This is a genomic window from Hymenobacter puniceus, from assembly GCF_014333525.1.
Taxonomy (GTDB): Bacteria; Bacteroidota; Bacteroidia; order Cytophagales; family Hymenobacteraceae; genus Hymenobacter.
In genome coordinates this window covers 416,405-430,672 of sequence record NZ_JACSCX010000003.1, presented here as the reverse complement: position 1 = coordinate 430,672, position 14,268 = coordinate 416,405, and the positions used below count along the sequence as shown (strand labels likewise).

The 14,268-nt window shown below is 60.2% G+C and carries 12 protein-coding genes and 2 tRNA genes; 11 read left to right on the top strand and 3 right to left on the bottom strand.

What is annotated here, in order from left to right:
* Positions 1-133: 133 nt before the first annotated feature.
* Positions 134-1,141 carry a type I glyceraldehyde-3-phosphate dehydrogenase gene (gene gap / locus H8B14_RS10530; RefSeq protein WP_187315595.1) on the bottom strand — a complete coding sequence of 336 codons (1,008 nt, stop codon included), beginning with the start codon at positions 1,139-1,141 and terminating at the stop codon, positions 134-136.
* Between the two features lie 250 nt (positions 1,142-1,391).
* Here gap and H8B14_RS10525 point away from each other — a divergent pair.
* The 5 genes from H8B14_RS10525 to H8B14_RS10505 all read left to right on the top strand — a co-directional run bounded on the left by H8B14_RS10525 (position 1,392) and on the right by H8B14_RS10505 (position 5,875).
* Positions 1,392-1,463 (top strand) — tRNA-Glu (locus tag H8B14_RS10525).
* Between the two features lie 83 nt (positions 1,464-1,546).
* A complete protein-coding gene (locus H8B14_RS10520; protein ID WP_187315594.1) occupies positions 1,547-2,140 on the top strand; it encodes a Crp/Fnr family transcriptional regulator in 594 nt (197 codons plus the stop codon).
* A 70-nt stretch (positions 2,141-2,210) separates the two neighbouring features.
* Positions 2,211-2,615, top strand: coding sequence for a DUF4260 domain-containing protein (locus H8B14_RS10515; RefSeq protein WP_187315593.1), 405 nt, complete (start codon positions 2,211-2,213; stop codon positions 2,613-2,615).
* Between the two features lie 88 nt (positions 2,616-2,703).
* On the top strand, positions 2,704-4,878 hold the full coding sequence (locus H8B14_RS10510) for a bifunctional alpha,alpha-trehalose-phosphate synthase (UDP-forming)/trehalose-phosphatase (protein ID WP_187315592.1): 2,175 nt from the start codon (positions 2,704-2,706) through the stop codon (positions 4,876-4,878).
* Positions 4,879-5,119: 241 nt separating this feature from the next.
* Positions 5,120-5,875, top strand: coding sequence for a M48 family metallopeptidase (locus H8B14_RS10505; protein ID WP_222840581.1), 756 nt, complete (start codon positions 5,120-5,122; stop codon positions 5,873-5,875).
* A gap of 76 nt (positions 5,876-5,951) precedes the next feature.
* Here H8B14_RS10505 and H8B14_RS10500 read toward each other — a convergent pair whose 3' ends face one another.
* Positions 5,952-7,739 carry a glycoside hydrolase family 15 protein gene (locus H8B14_RS10500; protein ID WP_187315591.1) on the bottom strand — a complete coding sequence of 596 codons (1,788 nt, stop codon included), beginning with the start codon at positions 7,737-7,739 and terminating at the stop codon, positions 5,952-5,954.
* Between the two features lie 214 nt (positions 7,740-7,953).
* Between H8B14_RS10500 and H8B14_RS10495 the strand changes: the two genes are divergently transcribed.
* Both H8B14_RS10495 and H8B14_RS10490 read left to right on the top strand, forming a co-directional pair.
* Positions 7,954-8,649, top strand: coding sequence for a TVP38/TMEM64 family protein (locus H8B14_RS10495; RefSeq protein WP_187315590.1), 696 nt, complete (start codon positions 7,954-7,956; stop codon positions 8,647-8,649).
* A 78-nt stretch (positions 8,650-8,727) separates the two neighbouring features.
* Positions 8,728-8,799 (top strand) — tRNA-Glu (locus H8B14_RS10490).
* Between the two features lie 142 nt (positions 8,800-8,941).
* Here H8B14_RS10490 and H8B14_RS10485 read toward each other — a convergent pair.
* Positions 8,942-9,862, bottom strand: a complete 921-nt coding sequence (locus H8B14_RS10485) for an alpha/beta fold hydrolase (protein ID WP_261989963.1) — start codon at positions 9,860-9,862, stop codon at positions 8,942-8,944.
* A 397-nt stretch (positions 9,863-10,259) separates the two neighbouring features.
* Between H8B14_RS10485 and H8B14_RS10480 the strand changes: the two genes are divergently transcribed.
* The 4 genes from H8B14_RS10480 (at position 10,260) to H8B14_RS10465 (ending at position 14,108) form a co-directional block, all read left to right on the top strand.
* Complete coding sequence (locus H8B14_RS10480; protein ID WP_187315588.1) at positions 10,260-12,458, top strand: hypothetical protein; 2,199 nt, start codon at positions 10,260-10,262, stop codon at positions 12,456-12,458.
* Between the two features lie 462 nt (positions 12,459-12,920).
* Entirely contained in the window at positions 12,921-13,349 is a 429-nt protein-coding gene (locus H8B14_RS10475) for a hypothetical protein (protein WP_187315587.1), read from the top strand.
* Positions 13,350-13,507: 158 nt separating this feature from the next.
* On the top strand, positions 13,508-13,825 hold the full coding sequence (locus H8B14_RS10470) for an STAS domain-containing protein (protein WP_187315586.1): 318 nt from the start codon (positions 13,508-13,510) through the stop codon (positions 13,823-13,825).
* A 58-nt stretch (positions 13,826-13,883) separates the two neighbouring features.
* Entirely contained in the window at positions 13,884-14,108 is a 225-nt protein-coding gene (locus tag H8B14_RS10465; protein WP_187315585.1) for a con-10 family general stress protein, read from the top strand.
* Positions 14,109-14,268 lie beyond the last annotated feature (160 nt).

Sequence of the window (14,268 nt, the reverse complement as noted above, 5' to 3'; positions counted from 1 at the left end):
GAACGATAAATATACTCTTGTTGGGCGCTTACGTATCGGCTGCCTGGGCCGGCTTTCTATCACGCAAAATAAAAGCCGCCTGCCCGGTTTCCCGAGCAGGCGGCTTCAGTAGCTTCAGCGGAAACCCGAAGGGTTAGCCGTTCATCTTCGCGCCCAGCTTCTGGATCAGGTCGGCGGTGCGGGTGGAGTAGCCAGTTTCGTTGTCGTACCAGCCTACTACTTTCACCAGCGAACCGTTGGCCGAGGTTAGCTCCGAGTCGAACACGCACGAGTGCGGGTTGCCGACGATGTCGATGCTCACCAGCGGGTCGGTGCTGTATTCCAGGATGCCTTTCATCGAGCCCTCAGCGGCCGCCTTCATGGCCGCGTTGATTTCCTCCTTGGTCACCTCGCGCTTCAGAATCACGGTCAGGTCCGTAGTCGAACCATCCGGAATAGGCACGCGCATGGCAATTCCATCGAGCTTACCCTTCAGCTGCGGCAGCACCAGGCCTACGGCCTTGGCAGCACCGGTGCTGGTGGGGATGATGCTGTAGGCAGCAGCGCGGGCGCGGCGCAGGTCTTTATGCGGCGCGTCCTGCAGGTTTTGGTCGGAGGTGTAGGCGTGCACCGTAGTGATGTAGCCTTTCTCGATGCCGAAAGCATCATCCAGCACCTTAGCCATGGGAGCCAGGCAGTTGGTGGTGCATGAAGCGTTGGAGAGGATGGTTTCTGAACCTGTCAGGATGTCTTCGTTCACGCCCAATACCACCGTCGGGATGTTGCCGGTAGCGGGAGCCGAAATAACCACTTTCTTGGCGCCTGCGGTGAGGTGCTGGCCAGCGCCGGCCTCATCCACGAAGCGGCCCGTGCTTTCCAGTACCACGTCCACGCCCATGTCGCCCCACGGGAGCAGCTTGGGGTCACGCTCGGCCAAAGCCGCAATGTGCTTGCCGTTTACGGTCAGGCTATTCTCGTCATAGGTTACGGTACCGTTGAAGCGGCCATGCACCGAGTCAAACTTGAGCAGGTGAGCCAGCGTCTTATTATCGGTGAGGTCGTTGATGGCCACGACTTCCACGTCCTCACGCTCGAGCAGCGCTTTGAACGTCAGGCGGCCAATCCGGCCGAAACCGTTAATGGCAACTTTGATTTTAGCCATAGTTGTATGGGGAATGGGGAGTGTATCGGCCCCGAGTGGACCGGTGAAAACGCGCAGCGAAGGTAACGGGCTTGGGGTACTTCGCCAAATCGGGTGCCCGATACGGACGGCAGCGACTATTTTGCAAAAATTTCCTGCTGACTGTCAGGTAGTTTTGCGGGTTGAGGCAAAAATTTTATTCCTTACCTCTTGCCCACTGTCAAGCTGTGGCTATCTTTGCACCACCAAAACGGAAAACGCCGTTTACCATGGTCCGTTCGTCTAGGGGTTAGGACAGTAGATTTTCATTCTACCAACAGGGGTTCGATTCCCCTACGGACTACAAGAAACACCCGCTCTGATTCATATCGGAGCGGGTGTTTCGCGTTTCGGGCCCTTAAGCTACAGGCAGCGTATCTTGCCGGCATGCACCCACTCCGCGCTTATATTCACCGCTTTGTGCCACTCACGGATGCGGAGTGGGAGCCGCTGGCCGCTGCCCTGACTGTGCGGCAGCTGCGCCGCAAGCAGGATTTTGCCACCCAGGGCGCAGTATCCTCCGAGCTGGCCCTGGTGCTGTCCGGGGCGTGCCGCCTCTACTACACCCGCCCCGATGGCGAGGAGCGCACCACGTACTTCTTTTTCGAAAACCACCTGATGGGCAGCTACCAGAGCTGCCTCACGGGCCAGCCCAGCCAGTTCAGCATTCAGACGCTGGCCCCTACCGAGCTGGTGGCACTGCCTTACGCCGTACTGCGCAGCCTCTACGACGCGTTTCCGGTGTATGAGCGGTTTGGCCGGCTGCTGGCCGAATACCACCTGCTGGGCACCGATGCCCGGCTGGCCGAACTGTTGCTCTCAAGCCCCGAGGAGCGCTACCGGGCCTTGCTGCGCAGCCACAAAACCAAGATTCCGGCCCGCATTCCGCAGCAGTACATTGCCTCTTATCTGGGCATAACGCCGGTTTCGCTGAGCCGCATAAGGGCGCGGGTGCTGGCTGAGGACGGGCGCGTTTCTTAGCGTTTGTTAACAACTTTCGGGTTGATGGGGGCTGACCTTTGGCAGGTTGTTTCACTTCACTCCTTGCCCGATGAAAACGTTGCTCAAACTTGAAGAACTTGCCGAGCTGCTGGTTGCCACCCTGGTATTTGCGCAGCTGCCCTACGCATGGTGGTGGCTGCCGGCCCTATTTCTACTTCCCGACCTAAGCATGCTGGGCTACCTGGCTGGGCCCCGCGTGGGCGCCTTCTGCTACAACCTCGCGCACCACAAAGCCGTGGCACTGGCCGTGGGCGCGGCGGGCTGGTGGCTCACGCAGCCGCTTCTGCTGCTGGCCGGCGCCGTGCTGCTGTTTCATGCTGCCTTCGATAGGCTGCTGGGCTACGGACTGAAGCACGGCAGCAGCTTCCACGATACACACCTGGGGCGTTCCGGCCCCGCAGTCCACCATGTGGAAAAGCGCCCACCAGCACCCGTGGCGCTAGCTCAACAGTAGCGGCGCAGTAAGAAAACTGGCGAGAAATAATAATGACTTGCCGCCGATTTCTCCCGTAAGCCTATGGGTTCACCATCCCCAACGGCCCATGTCCCGTACCCTTATCGTCTCGAACCGCCTGCCCACAAAAGTCCTGCGTACCGAGGAAAGCCTCACGTTTCAGCCCAGCGAAGGCGGGTTGGCTACTGGCCTGGGCTCCATCTACCAACAGGATGACAACGTGTGGGTTGGCTGGCCGGGACTGTACGTGGAAGATGCCGCCGAAGAAGCCTACGTGTGCGAGCAGCTGGCCCACAACAGCATGGTGCCGGTGTTTCTGACGGAAACCGAAATCCGGGACTTTTACGAGGGCTTCAGCAACTCCACGCTCTGGCCCACTTTCCACTATTTCACGCAGTACGCCACCTACGAGCAGGCGCACTGGGAAGCCTACGTGGCCGTGAACGAGAAATTCTGCCGTGCCGTGCTGGAACTGGCCGGCCCCGACGACACCATTTGGATCCACGATTACCAGCTGCTGCTGCTACCGGCCCTGCTGCGCCAGGCCCGCCCCGACTGCACCATCGGCTTCTTCCTGCACATCCCGTTTCCGTCCTACGAGCTGATTCGTGTGCTGCCGTGGCGCCGGGAATTGCTACAGGGCATGCTGGGCGCCGACCTGATCGGCTTTCACACCTTCGGGTACATGCGCCACTTTTTGAGCGCCGTGGCCCAGCTGCTGGGCATGTCGGCGCAGAACGGGCAGATTGAAACCGGCACCCGCACGGTACTGGTTGATGCCTTCCCGATGGGTATCGATTACGAACGATTTGCGGCCACTGCCGCTTCCGAAGCAGCTATTCGGCACGAAGCCAACTACCGCGAGGCCCTGCGCGACGTGCGCGTGATTCTGAGCATCGACCGGCTCGACTACTCCAAAGGCATTGCGCAGCGGCTGCGCGCCTTCGAGCTGCTGCTGCAGCGTTACCCCGAGTGGCGCGAGCAGGCCAGCCTACTGATGGTGGTGGTGCCTTCCCGCGACCAGGTGGCCCAATATGCCAGTTTAAAAGAGGAAATCGACGAGCTGGTGGGCCGCATCAACGCGCAGTACCGCACCATCTCCTGGACTCCGATTCACTACTTCTACCGCTCGTTCCCGCTGGAAGAGCTGTCGGCGCTGTACCGGCTGGCCGAGGTGGCGTTGGTAACGCCCATGCGCGACGGCATGAACCTGGTAGCGAAAGAGTTTGTCGCCAGCAAGCTGAACCAGCGCGGGGTGCTGATTCTGAGCGAACGGGCCGGCGCCGCGCGTGAGCTGTCCGACGCTATTATCATCAACCCCACCGACACCGGCCAGCTGGCCGAGGCCATGCACGACGCGTTGGTGATGCCCGAGGAAGAGCAAATACACCGCATGAGTGCCATGCAGGCCCTGGTGCGTGAGTATAACGTGTTTGCCTGGACCCAACTATTCATGGACCGGCTGGCGTACGCGAAGATCAAGCAGCACACCTTGGCCACTGAAATCCTGCTGCCTACTGTTACCAGGCAGTTGGTGGAAGAATATCGGGCCGCTTCTTCCCGCCTGCTGTTGCTCGATTACGATGGCACGCTGGCTTCGTTCCACTCAGACCCGCAACGGGCCCGCCCCGACCAGGAGCTGCTGCTGCTGCTCAAGGCCCTTGCTGATGTGCCGCAGAACCGGGTAGTTGTTATCAGTGGCCGCGACCGGGCTACGCTGGAGTCCTGGCTGGGGCATCTGCCCATCGATTTTATTGCTGAGCATGGCGTCTGGCTGCGGCCGGCCGGCGAAGACTGGCAGATGTTTCAAACGCTCAGCAACGACTGGATGCCGGAAATCCGCTCGATTCTGGCACTTTACGTAACTCGGACAGCTGGCTCATTCATTGAGGACAAAGAGTTTTCCTTGGTATGGCATTACCGCCGCGCCGATGCCGAGCTAGGCGCTGTGCGGGCCCGCGACCTGCTCAATCATCTTACTTTTATGACCTCCAACGGCGACCTGCAGGTGATGGAAGGCAATAAGGTGATTGAAATCAAAACGGCCGGCATCAATAAAGGCACGGCGGCAGCCCGCTGGCTGGCCACCTATCAGCCGGATTTTACCCTGGCCATCGGCGACGACCGCACCGACGAGGACACGTTCCGGGCAATGCCGCCCGAAGCCTATACTGTGAAGGTGGGCACCACCACCCGCTCCCTGGCCCGCTACCACGTAGCCGGCACGCCCGACGTGCGCCGCCTGCTTCGGCAGCTGCTGTAAGTGGGCAGTAGCGCGAACTTTGTAGTTCGCGTCCCCGCACCGTAAAAACGAAATCGTCCGAGCGGCGCGGGGGCGCGAACTACAAAGTTCGCGCTACTGCTTCCCCGCCAAGCCCCGGCGGGGCGCTACCTTGCCCAAGCGGCCAGGGTGGCGCCCCGCCGGGGCTTGCTGCAGCTAAGCTCGTAGCTTTGCAACCGATGTTTCGCCCCTCCATGGCTCCCTGGCAATTGCAACGTCAGTCATGCGTTACTCCACCAACTCCCCACTCCACCCAATGCCCCAGTTGCTGATCGACGACTTGCCCGTGGAAGTGGTGCGCAAGAATATCCGGACGCTGCGCCTGAGCGTGCATATGCCCGACGGACGGGTGCGGGTTTCCGCGCCGCTGCGCACGCCTGACGCCACCATCCGGGAGCTGGTGCTAACTCGCCGCGACTGGATTATCAAGCACCAGACCCGCTTTGCCGCCCGCGAAGTACCTGCAGCGCTGGCGTACGTTGCGGGCGAGCTGCACCCGTATCAGGGTGAACTGCACGCATTGCAGGTGTACCCCACCGCCGGCGCCCCCCGCGTGGAGCGCCACCCGGAAACCACGCCGCCCACCCTGGCCCTGCACATCCGGCCCGACAGCACGGCGGAGCAGCGCCGCAAGGCGCTGGACGGCTGGTACCGCCAGCAACTGCGCCAGCAGCTGCCAACACTGCTGGCTGCCTGGCAGCCGGTGGTGGGGGCGCAGGCCACTAGCTGGGGCATCAAGCAGATGAAGACCCGCTGGGGCACCTGCAACATTCAGGCGCGCCGCATCTGGCTGAACCTGGAACTGATCAAGCGGCCTCTACCCTGCCTGGAATACGTTGTGGTACACGAGTTGACCCACCTGCACGAGCGGTACCACAACGCCCGCTTCTGGGGCCTGATGGACCAGTTCATGCCCGACTGGCGCCAGCACAAAGCCGAACTGAACCGCGTACACCTACGCGCCGCCGACGCGGATTAAAAGCCCAATAGGACAAGCAAACGGCCAGCTTCTCTAGGTGAGAAGCTGGCCATTTTACTTTCAGTTACAACTGATATTACACGAACGTGGGGCGGTCCAGCTTTTTGGAGATGCGGTAGGCGGCATTCACAAGGCCCACGTGGCTGTAGGCCTGCGGGAAGTTGCCCCACTGCGAGCCGGTTTTGGCGTCCACGTCCTCCGAGAGCAAACCCAGGTGGTTGGTGTAGGTGATGAGCTTCTCAAACTCGCGCACGGCATCGTCGAGGCGGCCGACGCAAGCCAGCGTCTCCACATACCAAAAAGAGCAGATCAGAAACGTCGTTTCGGGCGTGCCGAAGTCGTCGGGGTGGCGGTAGCGGTAGAACAGGCCTTCGGGCGTCATCAGCTCCTTTTCCAGGGCCTGCAGGTGGCGGTGGGCGCGTTCGGTGGTGGGGTCGAGGTAGCCCATCATAATCAGCTGCAAGGTGCTGGCATCAAGGTGCGGCGAGTTGATGGCGTTGGCGTAGGCCTGGTGCTTCTCGCTGAAGCACTGCTCGATCCGCTCTTCGGCGGCGTGCATGAGGCGCGTGGCCAGGGCCTCCATTTCGGGGTTCTGGAGCTCTTGGGCAACCTTACGGGCGGCGTGGCTGCCGGCCCAATGGAAGAGGTAGGTGTAGCAATGGTACTGCGCAATGTGGCGAAACTCCCACAGGCCGGCGTCGGGCTGGTCCATGGTTTTCTCGATCATGCGCAGCGTGTCGAATACCAGCTTCTCGGGGCTGTTGCGCTCGGGGCTCACAAAGCGGGCATCCACGTAGAGCGGAAGCAGCGCCACCAGAATCTGGCCGTACACGTCGTTCTGGATGTGCGTGAAGGCGTCGTTGCCGATGCGCACCGGCTGGTTGCCGAGGTAGCCAGCCAGCGGTAGCTCGTGCTCCGTCAGCTCCGAGGCGCCACTGATGCCGTAGAGCGGCTGGTATTTGTCGCCACTGACTTTGCTGGTGATATTGGCGATGTAGTGGAAATACCGCTCCATCTCCTCGAAATGGCCGATGTTGTTGAAGGCCGTGAGCGTGTAGAACGTGTCGCGCATCCAGCAGTAGCGGTAGTCCCAGTTGCGGGTGCTGCCGGGCGCCTCGGGCAAACTGGTGGTGCTGGCCGCAATGATGGCGCCGGTGTCTTCGTACTGGTGCACTTTCAGGGCCAGTGCCGACCGAATGACGGCCTGCTGGTGGAAGTTGCTGATGGTGGTGCTTTTCACCCACTGGCGCCAATAGTCGGTGGTGGCGCGCAAAAAACGCTCGGCAGTGCTGCTGAGCGCCGCTTCCAGCGGCGCGCCGTAGGTGAGCACCAAGTAGCGGGTCTCGCTAAGCACAAAGTCTTCGCCGTCGGTGATGTAGGTGAGCGGAATGTCGGTGGTGAGGCGAATTTCCTCTTCCAGTCCCAGAAACGCAATGTGGTTGGAGCTACGGCGGCGCGTGAGCTTGGTTTCGCCGTAGTTGCCTACCGGGTTGCAGGCCACCCGGATGCGGGGTGTGCCGGCCAGTGGCTCCAGCTTTCGGATCAGCATCAGTGGCTTGTAGTAGCGCTCATACTGCGGAAAGCGCGGCGCAAAGTCCGTGACGCGGTAGCGCCCGTCCTCACTCTCGATTTCGGTGCACAGCACGTTGGTGTTCTGCAGGTAGTATTGGTGTGTTTCGAAGCGGCCGGGCGCGGCGGGCTTCACGCTGAACTCGCCGCCCTTCTGGCCGTCGAGCAGGTCGCCGAATACAAAGCTGCTGTCGAAGCGGGGCCAGCACATCCAGGCCACGGAGGTATCCTTGCGAATAAGGGCGAGAAAGGCGCAGTTGCCAATCAGGCCCATGTCGTAGGTGTGTTTGATCATGCGGAAAAGTACTAGGGGATGAGGGTGAGGCGACGTTCGTTCAGTGTCTCACTCACCACCTAGTACCCCGTGCGCACCACCGGGGTTGCGGCAGCCCTGGCGCGCCGGGTTACGTAGAGCGTGTCTAAAGCTCATTAGCACTGCCTGTTTTCAGCCTGTATTTAGGTGCTGCCAGTACAATTCAGGGCTCGTTTCTTCACGCTTATACTTACGTATGCCCGCCTCTAAAGCACGCTCTCGGCATGTACCGCTCTATATTTCCCTGGCCTTCCTGGCAACGGTGGTAGCTGCATATTTTTTCTGGCCCGCATTTCAGGTAGTGGCGAAAGAAGGGTTTCAGGTGCTGAAAAGCGGCGAGCAGGACCAGATTGCGCAGTGGATGGCACAGTTCGGCAACTGGGGGCCGGTGGTAGTGGTGGGGCTGATGGTGGTGCAGATGTTTCTGTTCGTGATAAACGTGGTGGCTCTCATTCTGGTGGCCATTCTGGCATATGGGCCGTGGTGGGGCTCGTTGCTGGCCCTGGCGGGCATTGTGGTGGCCTCCACGGTTGGCTATGGCCTGGGCCGGGCCATGGGCGAATCCTTTGTCAGCCGGCTGCTGGGCAAGAAAACCGAGAAAAACGTCATCGATATTGTGCAGCGCTACGGCGTGTGGGCCATCATCATTGCGCGCCTCTCCCCTGCCCTCTCCGACGACGCCATCAGCTTTGTAGCGGGGGTGGCGCGCCTGGGCTACTGGAAATTTATGGCCGCTACGGTGGTCGGTGTTGTGCCCCTGATTGCGCTGCTGGCCTACCTGGGCGAAGAAAGCAACCGCCTGAAAACCGGCCTGCTATGGGTTTCCGGAATAAGCCTGGTGCTGTTCGGCGGCTATGTGTGGTGGGACCGGCGTCGGCAAAAATCCCATTAAATCCTTGCCTGGGACTTGCAGGATAGATTTTTAGTACCTTATCTTTGCATCACCAAAACGGAAAACGCCGTTTACCATGGTCCGTTCGTCTAGGGGTTAGGACAGTAGATTTTCATTCTACCAACAGGGGTTCGATTCCCCTACGGACTACAAGAAACACCCGCTCTGATTCATATCGGAGCGGGTGTTTTTGCGTTCTGGGCAACCGATACAGTCCAAAACCACCACGTCGGCCTTTTTAAATAAGAGGCCGGCCGTGGTGGTTTTAGGTGAAGGCCGAAAACGGGCTTGGCTACTTGCGGCGTGCAGCCAACAGCCACACACCACCGGCCAGCAGCGCCAGAATGCCACCCACCACTGCCACGGCCGGCACCTGTGAAGGCTGGCCCTTGTGCGGCCGTCGCGCTGCAACGGAAGCGTCGGAAAAGGCCTGCCCGCTGGTAGCGGCCAGAATAAGTTGAACGGTTTCGGTTGGCTGGTCCCACTGCGGAAAATGGCCACAGTTATCAAACCAATACAGGCGGGCGTCCGGAAATTTCGCTAGCGCCAGCTTGGCCTGGCTGGGCAGACACACCCGATCCTGCCGGCCCCAGCCAATCACGAGCGGCTCCGGGATGCTGCCTTTGGGCGCGGCCTTTTGCGTCTCACCGTGGGCTAACTGGTCGAGCAGTTCGTCGAATACGGGTGTGTGGGCGAAGGAGTGCATTTCTTCCTGCGCCTGCCGGGCATCTACGGCCCAGGGCCGGGCCGAAAACTGAGGCAGCAGCACGGTGCGGCCCACAGCCGAGCCGGCCAGCGCGGGCATTACTGGCTGCAGCGCCTTTACCAGCTTCACCGAAGTTGCAACGGAATGATAGAAAAACGGCACTTCCCAACCTTGCCAGAAGCCACCGGGGTCCAGCGACACCACGGCCCCCACTACCCCACCGCGGCGGGCTAACTCCAGCACCAGCCGGGCACCCATTGAGCTGCCGACCACATCAATTCCGAGCAGGTCATGCTGGGTCAGGAAGCTGGTGAGGGCGTCGGCGAAGGAGCTGATGGAGTTTTCGCCCGGTAGCTTGGGCGTTTCGCCGTGGCCGGGCAGGTCAACGGCAATAACGTCGCGCTCGGCGACCAACGCTGCCAGAACGGTGTTCCAGGAGCGCCAGCTGCCGCCGAGGCCGTGCACCAGCAATAGGGGCCGGCCGCTACCGCGGCGGATGTAATGCATATTCATAGGAAGCGAGGAAGAAAATGGTGGAAAAAGCAGCAGACGCCAGGCACCTGAACCAGTGCCTGGCGTCTGCTGCATCATGGGTTTGTTTACAATGTTAGCCCGCATTTGTTCGGATAAGAACCATAATCAAGCTGCTGCCAGTCTGGCCGGGCTTGGAGCCCGGATGTTTTCCCACTGCTCTATCACCTAAAACACTGCATTGGCTACAGCTTTGGCCAAAACCAGCTGGCAGACGGCGGCGAGGCCAGCGGAATGGGCGGCCAGAGCGGCTTGAAATCAAGTGAATTTTCCTGGCTGGTCTGCAGCGCGGGAGCTTACCTTTGCGGGCTTATGGGCCGCTGCCTTGGGAGTGGCTTGCCCCAATTGCTCATCTATTTTACGCCGACTACCCGTGCGCCTTTCTCCGGGATTTCACCTTTCGCGCCGTTTTGCGCTGCTGGTGCTGCTGTTTGTTTGTTCTGTGGCGGCCGTAGCCCAGTCTGGTGGCAGCGGACATGGCCCGCTGCTGCGCGACCTGGCAATCCGCACCGACACTACCCGCTACCTGCTCAGCCGCCATGCCGTGCTGGTGCAGAACGAGCCCAGCCTGTATTTCTACTACCGTCAGGAAGACGAAACTGCCGAGCTGGAAGTGTATCCGGCCGCCACTCCCAGCCGCCGCCCGCTGCGGCTGGTGCGCTCCGCCGATTTTCTGCTGCTCGACTCGCTGACGGCGGCCACCGGGCCGGCCGGGCCCTACTACCGCGCCAAAGTGCGGTTCAAAGAGCTGACGGCGGCGCGTTTTCTGCGCCTCACTTTCACGCAGGCCAACGACTCGGTGGGCGCGGCGCCGCTCACGCAAACAGTGAACCTGCTGCCCGTGACGCGCACCACGCTGGAGCTGCGGCCCACCGATTCGGAGCTGTTTGTGGGCGAGGAAAAGGTGTTTGAGCTGAGTTCCAACAACCTTAAAAATATCCGCACCACCGCCGACTGGACCAAGGGGCGCGACATCGACTACCGCATTACGCAGGAGAAGGGTGGGCTGCGGCTGCACGTGCTGCCCAACGCCACCGGCACCCGCCTGCTCACGGTACAGCCCCAGACCGAGCGGCCCTTCCTGACTGATAACAACCGCCGCGTGAGCTACGCGCTGCCGCCCATCCGGCAGGAATTCACGGTGAAGGCCTCGCGGCTGCGCTTTCTGAGCGTCGACAAAAAAGAAATAACCCTGGATGAAGTGTCGCGGCGCAAAGGCGTGGAGCTGATTCTCGACAACGGCCGCACGTTTGATTTAAAGCGCACCTACCGCATTGAGGAACAGGAAGAAGCGGGCGGCTCGCTGGTGGCCGAGCTGTTTACGCGCCAATACCTCACCAACGACCGGGTGCTGTGCTGGCTGCGCGTGTATAACACCCACCGCCAGACTGATAGCTACCTCTACATCAAGGAAAACGACCAGGCTAAGTACATCACCAACTTCAACATCTCGCCCAAAACTACTATTGCGGCTGTGAGCGTGCGGCACCGCGGCGGCGACTGGACCAGCAGCCTGAACGTAAACCCCGGCGAGACGGTGGACGTGCGCCTGGAGGGCGAGTCGCTGGCGCGGGCCCGCTTCCACTTCGAGGATGTGCAGGTGATTCCGTCGGACTCCAGTGTGCGCTCTGATGCGGCCGTAGTGTACCGGGTGCAGGTGCCCGTCACCATCGACAAAAAGCGCATCACCATCTTCAACGCCGGGCAGGCCACGGGCCACAGCCTGGCCGTGCGCGAGTTTCAGCGGCCCCACCCGCTGGACTTCGTGAGCGTGACGTTTGGCGAAGCGCCGCGGCCCGTGACGCGCCTCAACGGGCCGGTACTCTACGACCGTACCGTGAGCGACGTGGTGTTTGGCTTCAACAGCGGCGGCATCGACTCCGACAAGCAGCTGTTTGGCAAGCAGTACCTGATTTTTGATATCCGGACGCAGAACGCTAAGGGTGAGCTGATTGAGCTGCGCACCGTGGACAACGTGGTGGTGTGCCCCGACGACAACTCGGTGCGGGCCGCTTTCTACCAGGACAAGCAGTGCCAGGTGGGCAACATCAGCCTGAATAGCTTGCTGGGCTCGCGCAAAACCTACGCCCTCGACGACTGGAGCACCATTATCGTGACGGTGCGCCACAACCCGGCCCAGTACCAGGAGGCTGGCTTCTCGCAAAAGCTGGAGCTGGTGCTGCAGCGCCGTGTGAAGTTCGATATCGACATCAGCTTTCCGGCCGGTTTGCTCACCAAGCAGCTCAACGCCAAAAGCGGCGAAAACAACAACTACACAGCCTTCAGCGGCATCAGTCTGGCCACGCTGGCGCAATTCAGCTTCTACCACCCCACTAAAATCAATAAGCTGCGGCCCTACAAGGTGGGCGCCGGCTTTGTGGCCCTGAACGCCTTCAACCTCAACCCCAACAGCACCGCCGGCCGCGACCTGGGCATTGTGGTGCTGGGCTCCGTGTACCCTACCCGCTCCGATGCCAAGCTTACGTTCCCGCTCTACCTGGGCGGCGGCTACCTCGTGAGTACTGGCCGCCTATTTTTTCTGTTCGGGCCGGGCATTGGGGTGAGACTGTAAAGGAGATTAGGAGTGAGTTGGCGTCAGCAAGTTGTGTAGCGCGGCCGGCAGCGCAATCAGTTGGTCTGCACAACGTGCTACCCCAACCAGCCACAGGCATCTACACCTCTCTGACCAGTAAATTGATTTGATAAGCTAAATACGTCAGCGCTTCATAGCGCTGGAGCAGCCCCTGGAATAACACGGCGTAGGCATAGCCCCCGCAAAAGCACTGGTAATACTTACCGGGTTTTGCGGGGGCTAACTTGTGAAATACCTGCGCTGCTTCGGGAAATACGGATGACCTCCATGAGCACTTTTCAGTAGTAATACATTATCTACCAGCTATATAATATTCGTTAAAGGATTACTAGGCCGCCGATGTAGAGCAGCGTAAGCAGCAGTATATCAGCTCGCAAATCAGGCCACAGAGCACACAGTAGGCAGGCAATGCTGACTAATTATCACCTATTTATTTAAGCCATGAGAATGCTACGTTTTGAGCTGCGGCATTCTATTAAGGGAGGAAGCTATCAGCATCTGGCTTTGTTTGGGCTGCACAGTCCTGCTGGCACCCCGCCGCAGGCGCACTGGATTCTTCCCCACGAATGCCCGGTAATTCCGGAGCTAAAACACGCGCTACTGCTCACCGAAGCCGATGCCTCCACCATGCCCGAGCAGGTGCTGGATGAAGGCCCGGCGGGGCTTTCCATCATCAGGTTTCCCATTCAGCGCAGTGTTTTCCAACTCAAGCTGATACTACACGGGCAGCACATTTCCGGGCAGTTTGAGTTGCAGCGCCTCGAGCCGGGTGGCAGCTTATGGCTGCTCGATCCGGTGGCAACATTGCCCCCCAAGCCCCGGAACGCCGCGCTGTCAATGCCTCCCCTATACTGTACCTATGCACCCTAAGGCACTTGGCATAAGCGGCTTATACGTAGTTTCAATTTGGTAAGTAACCCTGATTTATGTGGCTTTCTCAACGGATACTTTTGCTTCTATACGTTCTACATTTTTTCAAAAGCGTCCGGTAGCAGCTCATTCATTTCTACTTCAACCACCCTTGGCCTATGTCTTCTAACGCCCCTTTTTTCTCGACGCCTACCTATGTAGTCGACGTAAATCTGGCTGACCCAGTGGAGGTGGTGCGTAGTCTGCGAAAACGTAACCCCACCGAACGGCCCAACCTGCTGATCGACTGCCAGCAGCTGCGCTGCCTGCGCACGCGGGGCGTCAGCTTTCTGGTGTCACAGCTGCTGCTTGCCCGTGCGGCTGGCGCCGAACTCCTGCTCTATAACGTAGGCCCTACACTGCTGCGGGTTTTGCAGCTGTTGCAGCTGCAGCAGCTGTTCCGCATCTGGCCGGCAACGACGAAAGCCAACAGTTAGCTGGCTTTGTCCGGATTCCAATTATCCTTTCCACTCCTCACCTTTTCCACCCTTATTTATGGCTACTTCCCGCTCTTCTGCCATTAAGCCTGCCGATTCAGCAGCTCCAACCAATACTATCAGTCGCCGCGGCTTTGCCTCCATGGACCCCGAACTACAGAAACGTATTGCCCGGGAAGGTGGTAAAGCCTCCCATGCCAGTGGCCGTGGCCACCGGTTCACGCCCGAAGAAGCCCGAATTGCCGGGCGCAAAGGCGGGCAGGTTCGGCGCCCAGCTCTGTAGCCACTTGTCTACTCTTCCAGCTGTCTTTCCTCTGGCAATACCTTCCGAGCCCCGGTGTGTTCCACGCCGGGGCTTACTTTATAGGCAGCTCGCCGGCCGGCCAGGTGACAAAGTCCGTCCCGCACCTGATCAGGCGAGCTTGCTAGTCGCGGAGCTGGCA

Coding starts and splice junctions, on each gene's coding strand:
- gap (WP_187315595.1), bottom strand. CDS start 1,141: ATGGCTAAAATCAAAGTTGCCATTAACGGTTTCGGCCGGATTGGCCGC.
- H8B14_RS10520 (WP_187315594.1), top strand. CDS start 1,547: ATGCACCCACTCCGCGCTTATATTCACCGCTTTGTGCCACTCACGGAT.
- H8B14_RS10515 (WP_187315593.1), top strand. CDS start 2,211: ATGAAAACGTTGCTCAAACTTGAAGAACTTGCCGAGCTGCTGGTTGCC.
- H8B14_RS10510 (WP_187315592.1), top strand. CDS start 2,704: ATGTCCCGTACCCTTATCGTCTCGAACCGCCTGCCCACAAAAGTCCTG.
- H8B14_RS10505 (WP_222840581.1), top strand. CDS start 5,120: ATGCGTTACTCCACCAACTCCCCACTCCACCCAATGCCCCAGTTGCTG.
- H8B14_RS10500 (WP_187315591.1), bottom strand. CDS start 7,739: ATGATCAAACACACCTACGACATGGGCCTGATTGGCAACTGCGCCTTT.
- H8B14_RS10495 (WP_187315590.1), top strand. CDS start 7,954: ATGCCCGCCTCTAAAGCACGCTCTCGGCATGTACCGCTCTATATTTCC.
- H8B14_RS10485 (WP_261989963.1), bottom strand. CDS start 9,862: ATGCATTACATCCGCCGCGGTAGCGGCCGGCCCCTATTGCTGGTGCAC.
- H8B14_RS10475 (WP_187315587.1), top strand. CDS start 12,921: ATGAGAATGCTACGTTTTGAGCTGCGGCATTCTATTAAGGGAGGAAGC.
- H8B14_RS10470 (WP_187315586.1), top strand. CDS start 13,508: ATGTCTTCTAACGCCCCTTTTTTCTCGACGCCTACCTATGTAGTCGAC.
- H8B14_RS10465 (WP_187315585.1), top strand. CDS start 13,884: ATGGCTACTTCCCGCTCTTCTGCCATTAAGCCTGCCGATTCAGCAGCT.